Source organism: Blautia sp. HCP3S3_C12, assembly GCF_052064155.1.
Taxonomy (GTDB): Bacteria; Bacillota; Clostridia; order Lachnospirales; family Lachnospiraceae; genus Blautia_A.
The window spans coordinates 241,961-260,891 of record NZ_JBQHWC010000003.1; the positions used below are offsets into that span (position 1 = coordinate 241,961).

Genomic DNA, 18,931 nt, shown 5'->3' on the forward strand with positions numbered 1-18,931 from the left:
AAAAACCTCCTTATATTCTGTAGATATTACGTTTTCTTGACTGTGCTTAGAGTATATCAGAATAAATGGCACTTTTCGCCAGTTTTCTTGTCTAATCTATAGCGTTTTTTTGACCTTTTTCATTTATTTGCTTTCGCATCTCACTGGGAAGCAGCCCATATCTTTTCTGAAATTCCTCGGAAAAGCCCCTGCTGCTGCAAAATCCATTATCTAGTGCAATCTGACTAATCGTATGGTCTGTATTCAGCAAATCCCTGTACGCATATGCCATACGGATATCCTGCAGATAGGTTTTATAGTTGATTTTTGCATATTTTTGAAACATTCGCGACAAATATGCATCCGAGTATCCAAAGGTAGCAGCCACATCAGAAAGCTTCAGCTCCTCCCTGTAATGCTCACGCATATATGTGGTGATTTTTGACAATGTATCCAGACGGCGGCTGTGTCGGATATCCTTCTCCCTGGTCTCTGTCACACGATAATCCTTCACCAGAATATACATGATTTCATAAAAAATGGAAATTGTACGAAACTCATATCCGATTTTCCGCTCAGAATACACATGATATAATTTACGAAGCAGAGAAGCCAGTTTCTTATCCACCAGCTCCTCCTGCCCACGGAAACGGATATATCTCTGAGCAGTAAAATAATTCTCAAACTGTTTCAGAGGAATCTGCAGAACTACCGTTTTATTTTTCTCCACAGCATGGATAGAATGGAGCTCATTGGAATTGATAATAATCTGCTCTCCCGCTTTCAAAGGATATTCTTCCTTATTTACAAAAAAATCCAGGCTTCCCTCCATCACAGCAAAAATCTCTATAGATGTATGCCAGTGTTTCTCCCGCACGTAATTACCGTTTTCCCCTTCAAACAGAAAAACCTTGAACGGAAGTCCCTCATTAGGAATGATCAGTTCATGTTGAAACTCCACATATATTCACCTCCTAACAAAATACCGCAGTATCCGGATACTCCAATATACTGCGGCTATTTCGATAACTATCCAGCTCTCTGCATACCAAAACTGCTGGATGACCATATTCTTCACATATTCAAGCGGATAAAATCATCCGCTTCGCTACTTGATTCGGTTAAGATAACACATTATTTGCAGAGCTCTGCAACAACCTGATTGATTACCTTTCCGTCTGCTTTTCCCTTCATATCAGCCATAACAGCCTTCATGATCTGACCCTTATTTTTTGTTGCGATCACATCTGCAAATTTTTCTTCCAGATATGCTTTTACCTCTGCTGCATCCATCTGTTTTGGTGCATATTTGGCGATCACATCATATCTTGCCTGGTATTCAGCCTTCAGATCTTCGCGGCTCTCCGGGCAGGTATCCAGCTGTTCTTTTACAGTTTTCATTTCTTTCAGAATCACTCTGTCCACCAGATCACTCTTAATCTCATCACGGCATCCCTCATCGATCGCTACCTTCTTTACTGCAGAGATCAGAGAGGAAACTGCTTCTTTTGTTACTTTATCTTTGGCTTTCATAGCTGCAACCATATCTTTTCTTAATACTTCTAATTCCATTTTATATTCCTCCTCGTTTTTTCTAGTGATTCCATATCGTTCTACTGCTGCACAGTCAAATGCGCCTGCATTCCTGATATTTTTCACTCAAATTATAATTCTATTCATCAGCATACCACGATTTATCTGAAAATCCAATGCTAATTGGCATGAAAATTAATTTTTTAGTCCCCGCTTCATCGTGTTCTCCAGTTCCTCCATTTGTCCCAGGATCAGTTTCTGTCTGTCATCAAACAGTAGTCCCTTGTTGTGACGGTAATACTGGTCAGAACCATTTTCCCGGATAAACCAGATACTGTAAAAGTTTGCATTCAGTTCCGTAATAAATGCTACCATTTCCTGGCTGTCACCAAAGGCTGCTTCCATAAAATCAAAAACATTCTGAAGCGTCTTGGAGATATATTCTGTCTGTGTTTCCAGACTGTCTGCCTCCGCTGTAAAAGCGGTTTTTGTCTGCTCATAAGTACCTTTTTCTGAAATTTCATTTTCAAAGAAATTCACTGTACGGATAAATACTTTTTCTTCATTTTTAGTGAGAAGCTCAGATTTTTTTGCAGTATAAAAATCATTTTCTGCCTTTTTATAAATGGATTCCAGCGTCATTTCCGGAAGGTTATCTCTGTATTCTGTCATGTAACCATAGAGCTTTGTCACATAGGCATCCATAAGATAACAGTCTGCAAATAACTGGCTAAGCTTTCCGTTCAACAGACCAACAATACTCAGATGCTCATCCAATGAAGCATTGCGAATTTTACCCAGAGTGATGGGCGTCCATTTACCCTGAAGCAGATCCTCCACTGCATAATCCGTCTTATACTTATTGTAAAGTGCCAGATACGAAGCAAAATCCTTGGCAACCATGGGATGCTGGATGTACTGATATACCACCTCTCTGTCCACTTCTTTGCCCAGTGTTTCATATACCTGTATCAGCCTGGAAAGATCTTCCCAGCCTCTGGCAGTGGCAAAAATCCGTCCGTCTACTGTGTTCTCCATTCTGTAGAAATTCTTTCTGCGAAGCTCCAGATAAGAGATCACAGCAGGATGGATTCCCTGCTCATAGGCATATTCTTTCCATACTTCAAAATCCGGCTGCACATCGATTCTCTTGATTCTGTCAAGGGTTACTACGTCAAATTCGCGGACAGATTTATTGTATTCCGGCGGGTTTCCTGCTGTCACGATCACCCATCCTTCCGGTACTTTCTGATTGCCAAAGGTCTTCCCCTGAAGAAACTGCAACATCATCGGCGCCAGAGTTTCTGAGACGCAGTTGATCTCATCAATAAAAAGAATCCCTTCTCTGAGACCTGTTTTTTCCATCTTTTCATAGACAGAAGCAATAATCTCACTCATAGTATATTCTGTGACAGAAAAACTCTCACTTCCAAAGGTTTTCTCTTTGATAAAGGGTAGTCCTACTGCACTCTGTCTGGTGTGATGGGTGATGGTATAAGATACCAGACCTACCTTACATTCCCTGGCGATCTGTTCCATAATCTGCGTCTTACCGATTCCCGGTGCCCCCATAAGGAGAATCGGTCTCTGGCGTATGGCAGGGATCAGATATTCTCCAAATTCATCCTTCGCAAGGTATGCTTCTATTGAGTCCTTTATCTCCTGTTTTGCTCGTTTTATATCCATAATGTAAATCCTTTCCTGCTGAACACTTCTTACTTTTACTCAGTTTTTTATTTCATTATCTGTCTGGTTTCTCAAAATCATCCTCATCCAAAATCAGTTTCATGGCCCATACCGGCACATCCACATCTCTGTAATTATCCTGCATAAACACAAATGCAGTCTTATACGGCGGCATTTTCTTCGGGTAAATTCCAAATCCGTCTGTAAAATAGATCATCCCTTTCAGGTTATGAAATTCATGCTGTTCCAACAGTTTATCCACCCATTCAAATGCAGGCCTGAAATCTGTTCCGCCATCTCCATACAATTCCAGATGTTCCATATAGTCTTTCATTTCTTTCTGAGAAGTAATCCTTTTATCTGTGTGAACTTTCTCATCACACTGAATGATGTGCACATTTATTTTTGTAAAAAAGCTCTCACTCTCACTAAGTACACCGTAGGTTTCCTCCAGAAACTTTCTCACCAGTTCTCCTGAACAGGACATGGAAGTATCGATGACAATCACAAATTCCTCTATCTTCTTAACTTCTTTGGATTCCAGTGGTTCGATCAGCGGCATGTTTCCATAGAGACGCAGACCATAGGTATAGAAATTGTAATCAAAACTGTCATCATCCACTGCCAGTTCTTCATGAAAAACTGCAAATTTCCGCAGGAATTCTCTGTAATCGTACCGACTTCTGTTCTCTGTTTTTATCTGCTCCAGGAAATCTCCGTCCCGCTCACCTGCCTCCTGGGAAAAGGTTTCCAGGTCCGTCTCGATTCCATCATTGATCTCCCCCCATTTGCGGCTGAGCATGGGATTCGGTTTCTGATCCGGTTTCTTACTTTCCCAATATCTGTGGTCATCTGTGCGAAATTCCTGTTCCAGATTTGTAAGATCCTTTTCGTTCAGATTCCATTCTGACAATATTTTATATACTCTCTGTGCGTTGAGGGTTTTTCCCTCTTTTTCAAGGAGACGGTAGGTTTCCCTTCGCAGAAGACTGCGTGAGAAACGGATACTCCGATAGCTCATCCCATCTATCATATGCTCCACTGCAATGTCACAACTCAGATCACGCATACGTTCCTGGATTGTGATTCCATCGTCTGCCCTCTTCTTACTTTCTGTACCGCTCCATGCAAAATGCCGGAAAATACAGTGGAATACCATATGCAGATACCCTCTGTTCACCAGAATCCTGTTCTCTCTATATAGGCCTCCCAGCATCTGCGGCTGGAAATACATCACTCTTCCATCCGTTCCAAATCCATGGACCTGACCATCCATCTGATAAGAAAAACTGCTCAGCGCCACATCCAAAAAACGCATTCCCAGATATAATTCATCCCGCGCAGCCCTGAGAATACTGCTGCCGATTTCCTGCAAACGCTCTGCTCTTTCTGCTATTTCCTGTATTTTATCCTCTGGCTGCATCATTATTTTCCTCTATATCTATCACAGTTCAAACCTCTTTTTTCTTAGTATAGTTCTTCTATTCAAAGATTTTTCTGTAGTTTGTGATTGTTCATTTTTCCCCTGCTCTGTCCTGTCAGCTTCCTGACTATTTTGCAGCTTATCCACATCTATACGTTCACTTCCTGCCGTATTATCCACCAGATTTGCTCTTTCATTCATCAAAAATGCGGATACTTCCGTTTCTTTTCTCTTAGATGCACAATCCAAGGCAGAATCAATTCCTTCCAGTGTCCAGAGTTTTTGCGAGGATATCACTTCCAATCTGTGCATATCCTCCTGCTTTACCAGATATTCTGCAATATCTCCCAGATTCTTACGGATATATTCCCTGTAATTCTCCCTGGCTTTCCCGGTCAGTTCATAAGGAAACTCCAGTCTGCCAAATGACATATCAACCAGAACTTCCAGCTTATCCATGGCTACCGCCATTTCAAAAAGTCTGTCATATTCCTGATAATTCAGCTCCTTATCATAAAAACACTGCCTGTAATTACTGCCTGATCCATGATATTCCGTATACAAAATACGCGCCGGAGTGTTCTCAACTGCCTCATCATAATGCTCCGGAAATACAAGTCTGGCTTCTTCATACTCATAAAGAAAGTTTACATCTATCCTCTGCCACATCTCGCCCAGCATTTCCTTAACGCCTGACTTCTTTCCCTGTCTCATATGAACAGTCAGCTTCTCCAATGCATGGCAGCCTGTAAATGCACCACAGCCTATCTGCATCAGGCTGTCAGAAAACTCCAGCTTTTTCAGATTCCCGCAGCCATAAAAAATATATCGTCCAATCTCTTTTAAAGTGTAAGGAAAAACAATCTCCTCCACGTCATTTCCTGCCAGAACATGCTCTTCTCTGCCAAACTCAAGACCATCTGACACTTCCCACAGACTGGCATTTTTCAGGTCTTCCTTCTCATCCATATGGCTGGAGAATGCATACGGTGCTGCACTAATTACCAATTTGTCATCTATCATTCCCGGAATCTCAACTCTGCCCTCTATTCCAAAACACCGCAGAATTTCAATCCCGCCAGATTTCTCTCTGTAGTAAATCTTCATTTTCTCATTTCTCCCCGAAGATATTTTCTCTCAAAGCACATAAAATCATCCCTGAAAAGTATAATACTTCCCAGGGATTTTTTCCAGACAATATAATTAGCGTAAAACCAGCTCCGGTTTAAAATTCAGATAGTCTCCTGACACCAGCTTGTACTCTATTCCATCCACATAGCCTTTAAAGCTGTCATCATATCGCTTCTCTCCATGACAGTGAGAATAGATCACCTTCTCGGCGCCAAATTCCTGTGCCATCAGGGTAAACGGACTCTCCATCTCTCCAATACTTGTAGGCGGATAATGAAGAAACATGATAAACTTCTCATATCCTGCTGCCTTCGCCCCTTCAAAAGAGCAGCGCAGCCGCCCCAGCTCCCGCTCTCGGATCTTCAGAAAATGCTCATAGCTGTCTTTTCCTTCATAACAGTAGCCCTTGGTTCCCACCAGCGCATAATCCTCATATGTATAAAAATTATTCTGCAAAAATTCCAGCTTTCCCCAGAACATCTCATTCAGATCTTCTGTCTTCTTTGCATCCCAGAACATATCGTGATTTCCCCGAAGCAGGATTTTCCTGCCCGGCAGAGCCATAATAAAATCCAGATCTGCCTGACACTCTGCAAGATCTCTCCCCCAGGAATGATCTCCGGTAATCACTACTGTATCATTCTCTGTCACTCTCTTCTTCCAGTATTTCTCAATCTTAACTACATGATTCTTCCATCTTTTATCAAATACATCCATAGGTTTATTGACTGTAAACGAAAGATGAAAATCACCGATTGCGTATAGGCTCATTGTACACTCTCCTGTCTGTTCTGATTGTTAATTATCTTTCAATCTCGATGCTCATGGCATGCCAGGCTTCTCCGCCCCAGGTGGAATTTGCCTGGCCCAGATCTGTAAAGCCGAATTTCTCATACATCTTCACTTTTTCATCCAGACAGGTGAGGAAAAGTTTCTTTCGTCCTTTTTGTGCTTCCTTCTGGCAGTATCGGGATACCAGTTCACGTCCCAGTCCCTGCATACGATATTCCGGACGGACATCCAGCCCCAGAAGCATGATATTTTTGCCTTCAGGATTACTCAGGGAAATATCTGTGAAGAATTCGTCTCTGAAAGCCTCCTCATCTGTAGGAACTCCATTAAGAAATGCAGCCAGCTTTCCGGTTTCCTTATCCTCAGCTACCAGAAATGTTTCTGCTGTTGCTTTTATTCTCTCTGTCAGACTTTTCGGGGAACATGCCTCATTTGGCGGGAAACAGATCTGCTCGATCTCTATTGCCTGCTGTGTCTCCTCCGGTCTGATACATCTGAATTCAAATCTATCCATATTGTTTGTACTCATTTTATTATCCTTCTCCTGCTATCTTGTTATTTCCTGTATATTCGAGATCTGTAAGTTTCCCATATAGTTGTTTTATCTACATCGGGCAGCTTCTCTTTGATTTCTCATCCAGATCTTCCCGTATATAATGTGCATTAAACTCCATGTTAATGTCGCGGATTTCCTTCGTGCCATCAATATATTCCTGATACATCTCAGCCAGTCCCGCCATACAGCCATCACAGCTTGCAGATATATTCCCAAAAGATTCTTCCACAATCTGTTTTCTTTCCTCATATCTTTTATTTGATTGTAACATCTGAAAGCATTTTTGTGAAGCTATGAAACAAGCATAAAAAACAGTCTGATTACGCCCTCTGAAAATATGTCAGTTTAAAGTGTTAAAGTTCTGGAATTTTAGATAACATCATGTTATACTTGTGAAGGAAAATGTGCAGGCAGTCCGGTCAGGTATAAAACATTCCTGAGTTCCGGCATTATCAAGAGCCTGTATGATATTATATGGAGGAAACAAATCATGTCTATGAAAATCAATCACGAGCTTCCTTTGCCGGAGGTTCTGAAATCTCAGTACCCTCTCAGCCAGGAACTCAAAAAAGTAAAAAAACAGAGAGATGAAGAAATACGCCGCATTTTTACCGGTGAATCAGATAAATTTGTGGTTCTTGTAGGACCCTGCTCTGCAGATAACGAAGATACAGTCTGTGAATATGTACACAAATTAAAAACAGTGGCCGATAAGGTTTCTGACAAACTGATGATTATCCCACGGGTTTATACAAACAAACCCCGTACCACCGGCGACGGCTACAAAGGAATGTTACATCAGCCAGATCCTGATAAAGCGCCTGACCTTCTTGCCGGAATCATTGCTATCCGCAAGATGCACATGAGAGTTATGCAGGAAACAGGACTCTCTTCCGCAGATGAGATGCTTTATCCTGAAAATCGCAGCTATCTGGATGATATTCTCTCCTACGAAGCTGTAGGTGCACGTTCCGTAGAGAATCAGCAGCATCGTCTCACTGCCAGCGGCATGGATATTCCGGTTGGTATGAAGAATCCTACCAGTGGTGATCTTTCTGTTATGTTGAATTCCGTCACTGCTGCACAGCATCCCCATCATTTTATCTACAGAGGAAATGATGTGGAAACTTCAGGAAACGATCTGGCACATACCATTCTCCGCGGAGGTGTAAACCAGTACGGACAGACTATTCCTAACTACCACTATGAAGATCTGATGCATCTGTCTGCTTTATATGCCAAAAAAGATCTTAAGAACCCTGCCATCATCGTAGATGCCAACCACTCTAATTCCAATAAACAATACAAAGAGCAAATCCGAATTGTCTCAGAAGTACTTCACAGTCGTAATTATAATCCGGAACTTAAAAAGCTGGTGAAAGGTGTTATGATTGAAAGCTACCTTCTGGAGGGCCGCCAGGATATCAGTGATCATATGACTCCTGGATGTTCCATCACAGATCCTTGCCTCGGATGGGAAGATACAGAACGGCTTATCTATGATATTGCTGAGAAATGCTGATTTATCAAGCGAATATTCTTCTTTTATATGTTATAATAGTCTCAATATATAACATCATTGAAAGAAGGTGATATCTATGATGCAGACAGGTGCTCTCATCGTAGCTGCCGGAAAATCATCACGAATGGGAGACTTTAAGCCAATGCTTCAGCTTGGCTCCATTTCCATTGCACAGCGCGTGATCAATAATTTCCGGCAGGCCGGAATCTCTAAAATAGTGGTGGTAACCGGATATCGCGCAGATGTTCTGGAATGCCACCTTGCTTCCAATAATGTAATCTTTCTTCGAAATGAAGACTATGAAAACACGCATATGTTTGATTCTGTCCGGATCGGACTTGAGTATCTGAAAGGCAAAGTGGATACAGTTCTCTTTACACCTGTAGACATTCCACTGTTTACAGCCCGGACTGTTACTCAAATGCTTTCTCTGGGGCATCCACTTGTAACCCCGGTCTGTAACGGCAGACCCGGCCATCCTCTCCTGATCCGGTCCACTCTTATTGATTCTATCCTAAATGATAAGGGTAAATCGGGGCTTAAGGGTGCTGTAAAAAACTGTGGAGAACCTATATATTATCTGGATGTAGATGATCCCGGCATCCTTCATGACGTTGATACACCAGAGGATTATGCCGAACTTCTCCGCATACATAACCAGAGCCTGATCCGTTCCGAAATCCATATTCAGCTGGCCAGGGAAAAAGTTTTCTTTGATGAAAAGCTCTATGCCCTTCTTACACAAATTCATGAAACCGGTTCTGTGCGCAATGCCTGTGAACGCATGCATATTTCCTATTCTGCCAGCTGGAACCTGATCCATACCCTGGAATCACAGCTTCATGAGCCCCTGATCAGCAGAAGCCAGGGTGGTATAAGGGGAAGCCATAGTGAACTGACACCATATGGCAAGGAATTTCTGAAACGATATGCCCGTTTTTCAGAAGAAACACGTAACTGCTCAAAAAAAATATTTGAAAAATGTTTCGGAGGATTTTTTGATGCTTAACTTTGATCTGACAGATTATATGAGGAGGTATTTTATTATATGAGAGCATTATTTCAGAAAATAAAACAGCAATTCCTGAAGGGAAACGATCTGGTGCTTGTCTCTATCACAGCATCCTCAGGATCTACACCAAGAGGTGCCGGTTCCCGCATGCTGGTCAACAAAAACGGTAGAGTTACCGGAACCATCGGAGGCGGAGCTGTAGAATATCGCGCTGAATGTATGGCATTGGACATCCTTGAAAAAAAGGAATCCTGTGAACATCAGTTCCTGCTAAACCGTAAGGATGTTGAAAATATCGGTATGATCTGTGGTGGTGACGTTACGGTCTTTTTTCAGTATCTGGATCATAACGACCCGATTATTGCAGAGATCACGGAAACTGCCGAAAAATTCTATGAAGAACGAAGAGATTTCTGGCTGATCTGCGATCTTCTCACCACTTCCGGCATGAGTCTCTACAGTCCTGCATGCGGTCTCATCGGAAATGCCAATGTTCCTTCTTTTGTATTGTCCTCTTTATCTGCAAAGCCACACCGCTATCGCAGTAAAGATTATGACCTGTTTTCTGAACAGATCGGAACTTCAGAAACCGTCTATGTATTCGGTGGCGGACATGTTTCACAGAAGCTTGTACCAATCCTTGCAAGCGTTGATTTTCGCTGTGTCGTCCTGGAAGACCGGCCGGAATTTGCAGATCCTGCCCTTTTCCCTGGGGCAGTTGAAACAATGCTTTGTGATTTCAACCATCTGGATCAGTATATTTCCATCACAGCTGCTGATTATTGCTGCGTCATGACACGTGGGCATTCCTATGATACCATTGTACAGGCACAGCTTCTTGCCACACCGGCATGCTATATAGGTGTCATTGGGAGCCGTACAAAAAAAGCAGCTGTATTTCGCCGTCTCGTTGAAGAATACGGCATTGATGAACAGGATTTAAACCGCATCATCTCACCTATCGGACTGGAGATTAAAGCAGAAACACCGGCTGAGATTGCCATATCCATCACAGGACAGATGATCCAGATCCGTGCTGACAGAAAAGCTTCATTAAAATAAAAAGAAACGCCGGAACCGGGTATCATTACCGGAACTGGTGTTTCTTTTATTATTTATTGTACAGTCCTTCTACATCTCTGTCTGATCTTTATACAGTTCCTTTCAGAACATTTTCCAACTGTTCATCTGACAGATCAACATGATAAAAAAGATCGAAAAGTTTATGTATTTCTTCATTGATATCACATTTAATATATTCCGGATAAATCAATGCTGAGAACCATCGCATACCGATCAGACGATTTGGTCCTGCCGGACGATCCACCCAGCTAAACGGTGCATTAGGAGTTCCATAAACCTTTTGGTCCTGTACTGCTTTTAATGAAGCATAATCCGGATTGCTCAGGATATCTTCTGCTGCAGAATTTCCGCTTTTATCTGCCTTTGGTTCACCATTTACAACAATCACATCCGGATTCCATGCAAGAAGCTGTTCTGCTGAAATCTGAACACGGGATCCATCTCCCAATTCCAGATCTGCAACATTGACTGCATTGATGGCATCAAGGATCTGTGCATGCTGGGATCCCCTGGGTGCAGTTTCCAGTGAATCCTCCCCATTACCGAAGTATACACTGACCTTCTTTTCTTCTGGAATATCTGAAAGTGCATTAATATCAGTAAATACCTGCTCCGCATACTGAGCAAGCTCTTCTGCATGATCTTCTACGCCAAGAAGTTCGCCCATAAAACGAAAAGCTTCCGCAGAATTATTAAGCTCGTTGTCTACTGCAACAACCGGAATCCCAAGGCTTTCTGATAACGCATCGCAATCAGAAACCATTGCATCATTAATCTTTCCACTATTAATAGCAATTGTAGGATTGGCAGCAATTACTGCTTCATAATTGACAGCATCACCCATTCCAAAATTAGGAAGATCCTGATATTTGTCCAGAATAATAGATTTCTCAACATCATTCAGTTCATAATTCCACCCAAGAAGCTTATCCGGTGCAACCATATACAGAAAAATTGCAGCTACCGGATCTGCTGAAAAAACAGATTCAATATTTTCTGCTGCAGGGACCGTCACTTTTCTTCCTGCCATGTCTGTGATCTCACGGGTTTCAGCAGTTTCCTGTGTGGCATCCTGCTCCCCACTCTGCGTCGGCTCTTCAGTAGCAGCTTTCGTTTCAGAATATCCTGTTAAAAGACTGACTGACATCACCAGACATATAAGCAGAGCCAAAAGTTGTCTGTACTTTTTCATAACCTCTCTCCTTTCTTTTCTCCACATTACTCATAATTGACGCTTGGTCAAGCGGATATTCGCAATCCGCTTCGCTACTTGCTCATAACCGAATAACTGCTCCGCAGTTTATCAGAAGGAGCTTGCACTCCTCCTGATGCAATCAAGTCCCCACTCACTGCTTATTGCTTTTCGCAATTGAAGCAGGGGACTTACTTGATTCGATTAAATTGACTATACATCATTTAAGTATTATAATGTATATGCGAATAGTTTTTAAAAACAATTCGGTTTTTCTGAGTATAACACCGTAAATTTGATCAGTCAAGTTACAAGGATGAATGATTATGAATCTGACAGCTAATGAAAAAAAAGCAGCTACTGCCCGGCAAAGACGATATGTTCTGCTGTTGGCGGTTATGCTGGTACTTTTGTTTATCATTATAGTACTCTCATTCTGGGTGGGATATTATCCGCTTACACCAGTGCAGGTACTAAATGCATTTTTATCAAAATTTAGTTTTAAAGGAGATATTTTACCCCAGGCAGTTACCATATTCTGGAATATCCGTCTGCCCCGTATTCTGTCTGCTTTATTTATTGGTGCTTCCCTCTCGGTAGCAGGTGCAACCTATCAGGGAATGTTTCGCAATCCACTGGTATCTCCGGATATTCTTGGAGTTTCTTCCGGTGCAAGTCTCGGAGCTGCTTTTGCAATTTTAAACGGAGCTTCCAACTGGATGATTCAGCTTTCTGCTTTTGCAGGTGGTGTGGTCGCAGTAGCCGCATCCTATCTTATCAGCCGAAAATCCGCACATTCCCAGACCCTCAGTCTTGTTCTGACCGGAACTATGATCATGTCACTCTGCAATGCCGGTGTCACAATGATCAAATACGTGGCAGACCCCAATGATGTTCTCCAGCAAATTACTTTCTGGCTTATGGGCAGCTTAACCAAAACCACAACCAAATCCTTTTCCTGGAGTGTTCTTCCAATGATCATTGGATTAAGTCTGATTTTTATTTTTCGATGGCAGATCAATCTGCTGACTTTGGATGAAGAAGAAGCCAAAAGTTTAGGAATCAATGTGCGTAAATATCGTCTGATTTTTATAGTCGCTTCCACATTACTCAGCGCCGCTGCAGTCTGTCTTGGAGGATTGATCGGATGGGTCGGGCTGATGATCCCCCATCTGGCACGTGCACTGGTTGGCGTTGATTACAGAAGGCTGATACCTGCAAGTGCGATCCTTGGCGGCGGATATCTGATACTTGTTGATGATATTTCCCGTTCCCTTTTGTCCATGGAACTTCCACTTGGCGTTGTCACAAGTATCATGGGCGCCCCCTTCTTTATCTATCTTATCATCAAACGAAAGGAGCGCGCGTAATTATATGCTTCTGGAAATTGAAAATGTTTTTGGCGGTTACGGCAATGGTGATATTTTAAAGGGTATCAGCTGCAGCGCAGACTATGGTGATGTGCTTTGTCTGCTTGGTCCTAATGGCTGTGGAAAAACTACTCTGTTCCGCATGATATTAGGTTCCCTTCCTGTTTCTAATGGAAAAATAAAGATAGCCGGAAAAAATATTAGTGACTTTACAACCAAAGCACTGGCAAATATGATTGCATATATTCCCCAATATCATTCCCCTGTATTTGCCTATACAGTTCTTGATATGGTAATTATGGGGCGTGCTTCTCATTTCTCCGCATTTGAAACCCCAAAAGAGCCTGATCAGGAAGCAGCTTTTGCTGCCTTGGAGAAAGTAAATGCCCTGCCTCTTGCCAACAGGAAATATACTTCCTTAAGCGGAGGACAAAGGCAATTGGTTTTAATTGCCCGTGCAATCTGTCAGTCTGCAAAAATCTTCATCATGGACGAGCCAGCCGCCAATCTGGATTATGCAAATCATCAGCTTCTCATGGAAGTAATTTCAGGGCTGGCCAACCAGGGATATTGCATTATTATGTCAACACATAGTCCTGAGCATCCCTTTTCCGTGGGAAACAAAGTTCTTCTCATGAAATCCGGAAAGGTTATGGGATTTGGCTCTCCCAAAGAAATCATTACATCTGAAGCCTTACAATCTGTTTACGATATTGAAATGGATGTGATAACTACATACGACCGCTATGGCCGTGAACGAACTATCTGTTTACCGGTAAATAGCTCAGCCAAAACAGTTCATGAGAAATGATACGTGGGTTACAATTATGGAACTATTACAAAATAAAATGGGACTTTACTATGACTCAACATATATTTTTAACTGGTAAAAAACACATTGGAAAATCTACATTGATCCAAAAGATATTGGATGATTATAAGAAAACCGCTGATGGATTCCTGACTGTCCGCACAAAAGACTATCTAAAGAATCAGTATTCAGTTCATATGTACCATCTAAAAGAGAAGGAATTCCCAAACGAATCTAATCTTTTGTTTTTATGCGGAAAAACAGATGAACACACTGCCGATACCTTTGATCGTCTTGGATGCAATATTCTTTCCATGTGTTCTGACTGCTCTTTAATTGTTATGGATGAACTTGGTCCACATGAAGCAGACGCTGCTTTATTTCGTAAAAAAATCTTAAACCTTTTGGATGGGCAGACTCCTATTTTAGGGGTATTACAGGAACCTGCAGAATCTTTCTGGCCTGAAATTGTAAATCACCCAAAGGTTGAAATCATTACAATTTCTGAAGACAATCGGAATGACAGAGCTTTACTCAATTACATTCAATGTAAAATTTCTTCTCCTTAATGATTACTCCCGGGGCTATGCCATCGGAACTAACCAAAGGGTCAAGTAGCCTTGTCAAGTAAAAAAATAACCGCTAGAAGCCTTGATTTCTAGCGGTTTTACGTGCGTTAGAGGTTGCTGCGTGCCAGTGGCACGCGTTTAGCAACGACCGGAGCAAAGCGTAGATCGAACCCGTTCGAGTCCGACCCGGACTCGAATAAAAAATAAGACAGTGCATATGCACTGTCTTATTTTTTATTAGCGTGCGTTAGAGGATTCGAACCCCCGGCCTTTTGGTCCGTAGCCAAACGCTCTATCCAGCTGAGCTAAACGCACATCCTTGTGAAGTTTTTATTTTGTGTCCCTCACAACATTGATCATTTTACTCTATACTAAAGCATTTGTCAACACCTTTTTTAAATTTTTTTATTTTTTTCTTTTATCCAATACAATTCATTATTTTGCAAAAATTCAGTTCCGTCTTAATGCCTCTATCGGACTCAGTTTTGCAGCCTTTTTCGCAGGATAAATTCCAAAGAATACTCCCACAGCACAGGAAAACAAAGTCGCCGCCATAATTGTACTCAGGCTGATTCCCGGAGTGATGGACATTCCCATACTACTGCTTATGATTGAACAGATCACATATCCGCCAATCACACCCAGAACAATTCCTATCACCCCTCCAATCACCGTCAGAATTGCCGCCTCTGCCAGAAACTGCATCATAATAGAAGAGGTTTTCGCTCCCAGTGACTTACGGATACCAATCTCTCTGGTACGTTCTGTTACGGAAACCAGCATAATATTCATAACGCCGATACCGCCAACCAGAAGGGAAATCCCCGCCACAAAGGAGATAAAAGCAGTCACCATATCCAGCATCTGATTCATAGAGCTCATAATATCCTGAAAGCTCTGTACCTGAAAGTAATCTTTTCCTGCACACTGATGTCTTTTTTCCATCAGTTTTACCACTTTGTCAGCAACATCCTGACTGTTTAAGCTCTTATCTGCCTGCATTGTTACTGAGAAAAAGTAATCGGATACACCGGTGAATTCATTCATTGTAGTATAGGGAACATTAATAGTCACCGGCATTCCCTCGTAAGTATAACTGACAAAGGTTCCATTTTCTTTCTGGGTTGTCACCCCGCAGATATGAAGACTTTTGGTCAGTCCATAGCAGTTGACATCTACAGTCATTCCAACCACATCATCTGTGCCAAAAAGTCTTTTTGCATCTGCATCGGAAAGCACACAGACATTTTTTGCTTCCTGAACTTCATTTTCCCCGAAATATACTCCATGCTTCATGGTGGCATTATTTAACAGTTTCGCATCCGGTCCCTCACCTGTCAGCATAAGAGAAAAATTCCCCTTACCTGTGGTAGTTTCTCCACTGAATGAATCCGAAACATTTACTCCTTCTATACCGTCTACCGCCCGGATTGCTTCCACATCATCCACAGTGATCCACTCCTCATCTGTCTGTGCCTCATCGCTGACACTGATGGCAATCTGCCCGCCGCCGATATCATCAATTTCACTGTTCATCTGGTTCTTGGTTCCTTCACCCACAGATACAATGGCAATTACAGAAGCAATACCAATGATAATGCCAAGCATAGTCAGAAAAGAACGTCCCTTATTTGCCATAATATTATGGACTGCCATCTTGATATATTCATACAGATTACTCATCAGCATCCTCTCCTTTCTGCTCAGGAACTGCCTGTACTTCCATTCCCTCTGTGTAATCACCCAGATCTGCGATTACTTCTTCTCCTTCTTTGATTCCGTCCGTAATTTCCACATAATCCTCTGAGCTGATTCCTGTGGTAATATTTCTCTTTGTCACCAGTCCATCTTCTATCACATAGCAGAAGGAGCCTTCTTTGCCGATATTGATCACTTCCACAGGAAGAGTCACCACATTTTTCGCAGAAGCCGCATAAATCTTAACCTTTGCATCTACCCCCAGGAAAATATCTTCATCTGGATCATCAATGCTTACTGTTGCTGAAATGACCGGCGTTCCTTTTTCATTCTGCACCGCAATATGACTCATTTTTGTTACAGTACCCTGATAAGTATTATCCCCCAAGGTAATCTCAACAGACTGCCCCTCTTTCACTGTATTGTAATCATATTTAGAGAGAGTCACATCCACACTTGCCTTGTCTGTATTCTCAATAGTAAACAGTTCCATCCCCTGAGTAACTGCTGCTCCCTGCTTAATATCTGCCTTGGATATGATTCCGTTAAATTCCGCGGTGATTCCTTTCTTTCCTTCCTTCACCAGCTCCTCGGCTGATTTTGCGTCCAGTTCGGAAAGATTATCCGTTAATTTCAGTTTCTCTTTTTCTTCTTTTGTCAGGCTTGTGGAATCTGCCTCTGCGATAGCTTTCTCAGAAGCCAGATCTGACTGAAGCTCTGCAAGTTCATCGCTTGCTGTCTCAAGCGCACTTTCCAGAGCAGAAGTATCCGCAGTTACTGTCCCGCCATCACTTCCACTGTAATCATATCCGGAGGAGGAAGAATCTTCCCCATCACTGTCATCTGCATCTGAACCGTCTGAAATTCCCCATGAGTAATCTGCACTGCTTTCTGTGAAATCAGAAAGTACCGGCATTTTCGGTGTCTGCTGCTTAAGATCATTATAAGTCTGCTGTGCCTGCTGCATTGCGAGCTGTGCCTGTGTTCTTGCAGCCTCCGCATTATCCAGAGCCTGTGTATTCTCATCTGAAGGGTCTGCCTGCCATGTTGCAAATGCCATCTGATATGTGGTGTCTGCCTGATTATAATCGCTTTGTGCCTGATTATACTGTGCATTCAGATCTGAGAGCTGCTGCTGGTACTGCGGAAGAGTCTCCGTTTTGTATGTATAAAGTGCGGCCTGATATTTACTCTGGATTTCCTCCTGTTTCTTTGCCTCTGCCTGGGCTTTTGCCTGAGCTTCCTGCTGCTGTGCCTGAGCCTGAGCTGCTGCCTGTGCAGATGCCTGAGCTGCCGCTTCACGCTGTGCCGCTGCTGCTGCCGCTGAAATCTGTGATTTCAGAGACGAGACATAAGCCTTTTTATCCTTTATTTTCTTCTCAAGCTCCTGAACATTCTTTTTGGCATCCTTCTGCTTCTTCTCTGCTTTATCAGATTTATTTCTTGTATCTTTTGTATCGTACTTTGTTGATTTCAGATTCAGTTCTGCTTTCCGGTTATCTTTTTCCAGATCCTCTGTATTAAACTCGATCAGTTTTGTTCCCTTTTTTACCACATCGCCCTGGGAAAAAGAAACCGTTTTCAGTTCTGCATTTACAGGAGAATAATAAGTCTTCTCTTCTTCACTTCCCACTGTTCCTATGGCATCTATGATTTCCTCAACATCACCCTTCTCTGCAGTTACCACCTGAATCTGCGGGATTTGATTTTCTGTAGAATTCCTCTGACCTGCTACTGTAACTCCGCCGGCAACAACGAGAACAGCTGCTGCTCCAATAATAATTTCCTTTTTACTTTTCTTTTTTTTCATAATATTTGTCTCCTTGTAACCGGGTTTATGCATCCAGCTGATTTTTTATATATTCTTCTTTCCCATAGTTTTTATTGATAAAATCTGACTCTATCTTTCCATCCATAATTCTGACTACACGCCTTGCCTGAGCAGCAATCCCATTATCATGTGTGATCAATATGACCGTTTTTCCCTGCTCGTGCATACTTTTAAGAATCTGGAGAATCTCCTTACTGGATGCAGAATCCAGATTTCCTGTAGGTTCATCTGCCAGGATCACCGGTGGCTGGGCCGCGATTGCTCTTGCAATAGCCACCCTCTGCTGCTGTCCTCCTGACATTTCATTTGGTCTGTGATCCATACGTTTCTCAAGCCCTACCATGGTCAGTGACTCTACTGCCAGCTTATGTCTCGTTTTTCTGTCTACCCCTCTGTAAACCAGCGGTAGTTCCACATTTTCAATTGCAGTCAGATTTGAGATCAGATTAAATCCCTGAAAAATAAATCCGATCTCCCGGTTTCTGACTTCTGATAGTTCATTATCTTCCATTGTAGACACATCAGTTCCATTCAGAAAATATTCGCCGGATGTAGGCACATCCAGACATCCCAGCATATTCATAAATGTAGACTTTCCCGAACCTGACTGTCCGATAATAGCAACAAACTCACCCTTATTAATTTCCAGATTAATATGATCCAGCGCCCGCACTTCATTCTCGCCGGGATTATATATCTTACACAAATCTTTTACTCTGATCAGTGCTTCCTCCATCTTTTCC

The 18,931-nt window shown here is 42.3% G+C and carries 18 protein-coding genes and 1 tRNA gene; 6 read left to right on the forward strand and 13 right to left on the reverse strand.

The window, feature by feature from the left end:
- Positions 1-91 precede the first annotated feature (91 nt).
- The 8 genes from ACTNDS_RS05155 to ACTNDS_RS05190 form a co-directional block, all read right to left on the reverse strand.
- Positions 92-940, reverse strand: a complete 849-nt coding sequence (locus ACTNDS_RS05155; protein WP_441034166.1) for an AraC family transcriptional regulator — start codon at positions 938-940, stop codon at positions 92-94.
- A gap of 173 nt (positions 941-1,113) precedes the next feature.
- The gene (locus tag ACTNDS_RS05160; protein ID WP_441034168.1) at positions 1,114-1,551 is read right to left on the reverse strand and encodes a GatB/YqeY domain-containing protein; all 438 of its coding nucleotides are present in this window, start codon (positions 1,549-1,551) and stop codon (positions 1,114-1,116) included.
- 156 nt (positions 1,552-1,707) lie between these two features.
- Positions 1,708-3,198 (reverse strand): ATP-binding protein, encoded by a 1,491-nt coding sequence (locus tag ACTNDS_RS05165; protein WP_441034170.1) that lies wholly within the window; start codon positions 3,196-3,198, stop codon positions 1,708-1,710.
- Between the two features lie 55 nt (positions 3,199-3,253).
- The gene (locus ACTNDS_RS05170) at positions 3,254-4,621 is read right to left on the reverse strand and encodes a vWA domain-containing protein (protein ID WP_441034255.1); all 1,368 of its coding nucleotides are present in this window, start codon (positions 4,619-4,621) and stop codon (positions 3,254-3,256) included.
- Between the two features lie 21 nt (positions 4,622-4,642).
- Positions 4,643-5,728: a leucine-rich repeat protein gene (locus ACTNDS_RS05175; protein ID WP_173743640.1), complete on the reverse strand. Its 1,086-nt coding sequence runs from the start codon at positions 5,726-5,728 to the stop codon at positions 4,643-4,645.
- 96 nt (positions 5,729-5,824) lie between these two features.
- The gene (locus ACTNDS_RS05180) at positions 5,825-6,523 is read right to left on the reverse strand and encodes a metallophosphoesterase (protein ID WP_025578944.1); all 699 of its coding nucleotides are present in this window, start codon (positions 6,521-6,523) and stop codon (positions 5,825-5,827) included.
- Between the two features lie 31 nt (positions 6,524-6,554).
- Entirely contained in the window at positions 6,555-7,073 is a 519-nt protein-coding gene (locus ACTNDS_RS05185; protein WP_118617139.1) for a GNAT family N-acetyltransferase, read from the reverse strand.
- A gap of 76 nt (positions 7,074-7,149) precedes the next feature.
- The gene (locus tag ACTNDS_RS05190) at positions 7,150-7,371 is read right to left on the reverse strand and encodes a purine biosynthesis protein PurH (protein WP_441034173.1); all 222 of its coding nucleotides are present in this window, start codon (positions 7,369-7,371) and stop codon (positions 7,150-7,152) included.
- A 219-nt stretch (positions 7,372-7,590) separates the two neighbouring features.
- Here ACTNDS_RS05190 and ACTNDS_RS05195 point away from each other — a divergent pair, with 219 nt between their 5' ends.
- From ACTNDS_RS05195 to ACTNDS_RS05205, 3 genes are all read left to right on the forward strand, one after another.
- Positions 7,591-8,622: a 3-deoxy-7-phosphoheptulonate synthase gene (locus ACTNDS_RS05195; protein ID WP_441034175.1), complete on the forward strand. Its 1,032-nt coding sequence runs from the start codon at positions 7,591-7,593 to the stop codon at positions 8,620-8,622.
- 76 nt (positions 8,623-8,698) lie between these two features.
- Positions 8,699-9,631 (forward strand): NTP transferase domain-containing protein, encoded by a 933-nt coding sequence (locus tag ACTNDS_RS05200; RefSeq protein ID WP_441034177.1) that lies wholly within the window; start codon positions 8,699-8,701, stop codon positions 9,629-9,631.
- A gap of 39 nt (positions 9,632-9,670) precedes the next feature.
- Entirely contained in the window at positions 9,671-10,696 is a 1,026-nt protein-coding gene (locus ACTNDS_RS05205; protein WP_441034179.1) for an XdhC family protein, read from the forward strand.
- 88 nt (positions 10,697-10,784) lie between these two features.
- Here ACTNDS_RS05205 and ACTNDS_RS05210 read toward each other — a convergent pair whose 3' ends face one another.
- Entirely contained in the window at positions 10,785-11,909 is a 1,125-nt protein-coding gene (locus ACTNDS_RS05210) for an ABC transporter substrate-binding protein (RefSeq protein WP_441034181.1), read from the reverse strand.
- Between the two features lie 326 nt (positions 11,910-12,235).
- Between ACTNDS_RS05210 and ACTNDS_RS05215 the strand changes: the two genes are divergently transcribed.
- From ACTNDS_RS05215 to ACTNDS_RS05225, 3 genes are read left to right on the forward strand one after another with little or no spacing between them, the layout of a single operon-like run.
- A complete protein-coding gene (locus ACTNDS_RS05215) occupies positions 12,236-13,279 on the forward strand; it encodes a FecCD family ABC transporter permease (protein WP_441034183.1) in 1,044 nt (347 codons plus the stop codon).
- A gap of 4 nt (positions 13,280-13,283) precedes the next feature.
- The gene (locus tag ACTNDS_RS05220; RefSeq protein WP_441034185.1) at positions 13,284-14,090 is read left to right on the forward strand and encodes an ABC transporter ATP-binding protein; all 807 of its coding nucleotides are present in this window, start codon (positions 13,284-13,286) and stop codon (positions 14,088-14,090) included.
- A complete protein-coding gene (locus ACTNDS_RS05225) occupies positions 14,087-14,659 on the forward strand; it encodes a nucleoside-triphosphatase (RefSeq protein ID WP_441034187.1) in 573 nt (190 codons plus the stop codon). Before ACTNDS_RS05220 ends, ACTNDS_RS05225 begins: the two co-directional genes overlap by 4 nt.
- 241 nt (positions 14,660-14,900) lie before the next feature.
- Here the strand turns inward: ACTNDS_RS05225 and ACTNDS_RS05230 are convergent.
- The 4 genes from ACTNDS_RS05230 to ACTNDS_RS05245 all read right to left on the reverse strand — a co-directional run bounded on the left by ACTNDS_RS05230 (position 14,901) and on the right by ACTNDS_RS05245 (position 18,924).
- Positions 14,901-14,974, reverse strand: a tRNA-Arg gene (locus tag ACTNDS_RS05230).
- A 135-nt stretch (positions 14,975-15,109) separates the two neighbouring features.
- Positions 15,110-16,342 (reverse strand): ABC transporter permease, encoded by a 1,233-nt coding sequence (locus ACTNDS_RS05235; RefSeq protein WP_441034189.1) that lies wholly within the window; start codon positions 16,340-16,342, stop codon positions 15,110-15,112.
- Positions 16,335-18,167, reverse strand: coding sequence for an efflux RND transporter periplasmic adaptor subunit (locus ACTNDS_RS05240; protein ID WP_441034191.1), 1,833 nt, complete (start codon positions 18,165-18,167; stop codon positions 16,335-16,337). The genes ACTNDS_RS05235 and ACTNDS_RS05240 overlap by 8 nt, the downstream gene beginning before the upstream one ends.
- A gap of 25 nt (positions 18,168-18,192) precedes the next feature.
- Entirely contained in the window at positions 18,193-18,924 is a 732-nt protein-coding gene (locus ACTNDS_RS05245) for an ABC transporter ATP-binding protein (protein WP_008708059.1), read from the reverse strand.
- Positions 18,925-18,931 lie beyond the last annotated feature (7 nt).

Bases quoted from the DNA above. Each gene is read 5' to 3' on its own strand.
- ACTNDS_RS05225 (WP_441034187.1), top strand. From the start codon at position 14,087: ATGATACGTGGGTTACAATTATGGAACTATTACAAAATAAAATGGGAC.
- ACTNDS_RS05220 (WP_441034185.1), top strand. From the start codon at position 13,284: ATGCTTCTGGAAATTGAAAATGTTTTTGGCGGTTACGGCAATGGTGAT.
- ACTNDS_RS05240 (WP_441034191.1), bottom strand. From the start codon at position 18,167: ATGAAAAAAAAGAAAAGTAAAAAGGAAATTATTATTGGAGCAGCAGCT.
- ACTNDS_RS05185 (WP_118617139.1), bottom strand. From the start codon at position 7,073: ATGAGTACAAACAATATGGATAGATTTGAATTCAGATGTATCAGACCG.
- ACTNDS_RS05165 (WP_441034170.1), bottom strand. From the start codon at position 3,198: ATGGATATAAAACGAGCAAAACAGGAGATAAAGGACTCAATAGAAGCA.
- ACTNDS_RS05235 (WP_441034189.1), bottom strand. From the start codon at position 16,342: ATGAGTAATCTGTATGAATATATCAAGATGGCAGTCCATAATATTATG.
- ACTNDS_RS05200 (WP_441034177.1), top strand. From the start codon at position 8,699: ATGATGCAGACAGGTGCTCTCATCGTAGCTGCCGGAAAATCATCACGA.
- ACTNDS_RS05175 (WP_173743640.1), bottom strand. From the start codon at position 5,728: ATGAAGATTTACTACAGAGAGAAATCTGGCGGGATTGAAATTCTGCGG.
- ACTNDS_RS05195 (WP_441034175.1), top strand. From the start codon at position 7,591: ATGTCTATGAAAATCAATCACGAGCTTCCTTTGCCGGAGGTTCTGAAA.
- ACTNDS_RS05160 (WP_441034168.1), bottom strand. From the start codon at position 1,551: ATGGAATTAGAAGTATTAAGAAAAGATATGGTTGCAGCTATGAAAGCC.
- ACTNDS_RS05205 (WP_441034179.1), top strand. From the start codon at position 9,671: ATGAGAGCATTATTTCAGAAAATAAAACAGCAATTCCTGAAGGGAAAC.
- ACTNDS_RS05170 (WP_441034255.1), bottom strand. From the start codon at position 4,621: ATGCAGCCAGAGGATAAAATACAGGAAATAGCAGAAAGAGCAGAGCGT.
- ACTNDS_RS05210 (WP_441034181.1), bottom strand. From the start codon at position 11,909: ATGAAAAAGTACAGACAACTTTTGGCTCTGCTTATATGTCTGGTGATG.
- ACTNDS_RS05215 (WP_441034183.1), top strand. From the start codon at position 12,236: ATGAATCTGACAGCTAATGAAAAAAAAGCAGCTACTGCCCGGCAAAGA.
- ACTNDS_RS05245 (WP_008708059.1), bottom strand. From the start codon at position 18,924: ATGGAGGAAGCACTGATCAGAGTAAAAGATTTGTGTAAGATATATAAT.
- ACTNDS_RS05180 (WP_025578944.1), bottom strand. From the start codon at position 6,523: ATGAGCCTATACGCAATCGGTGATTTTCATCTTTCGTTTACAGTCAAT.
- ACTNDS_RS05190 (WP_441034173.1), bottom strand. From the start codon at position 7,371: ATGTTACAATCAAATAAAAGATATGAGGAAAGAAAACAGATTGTGGAA.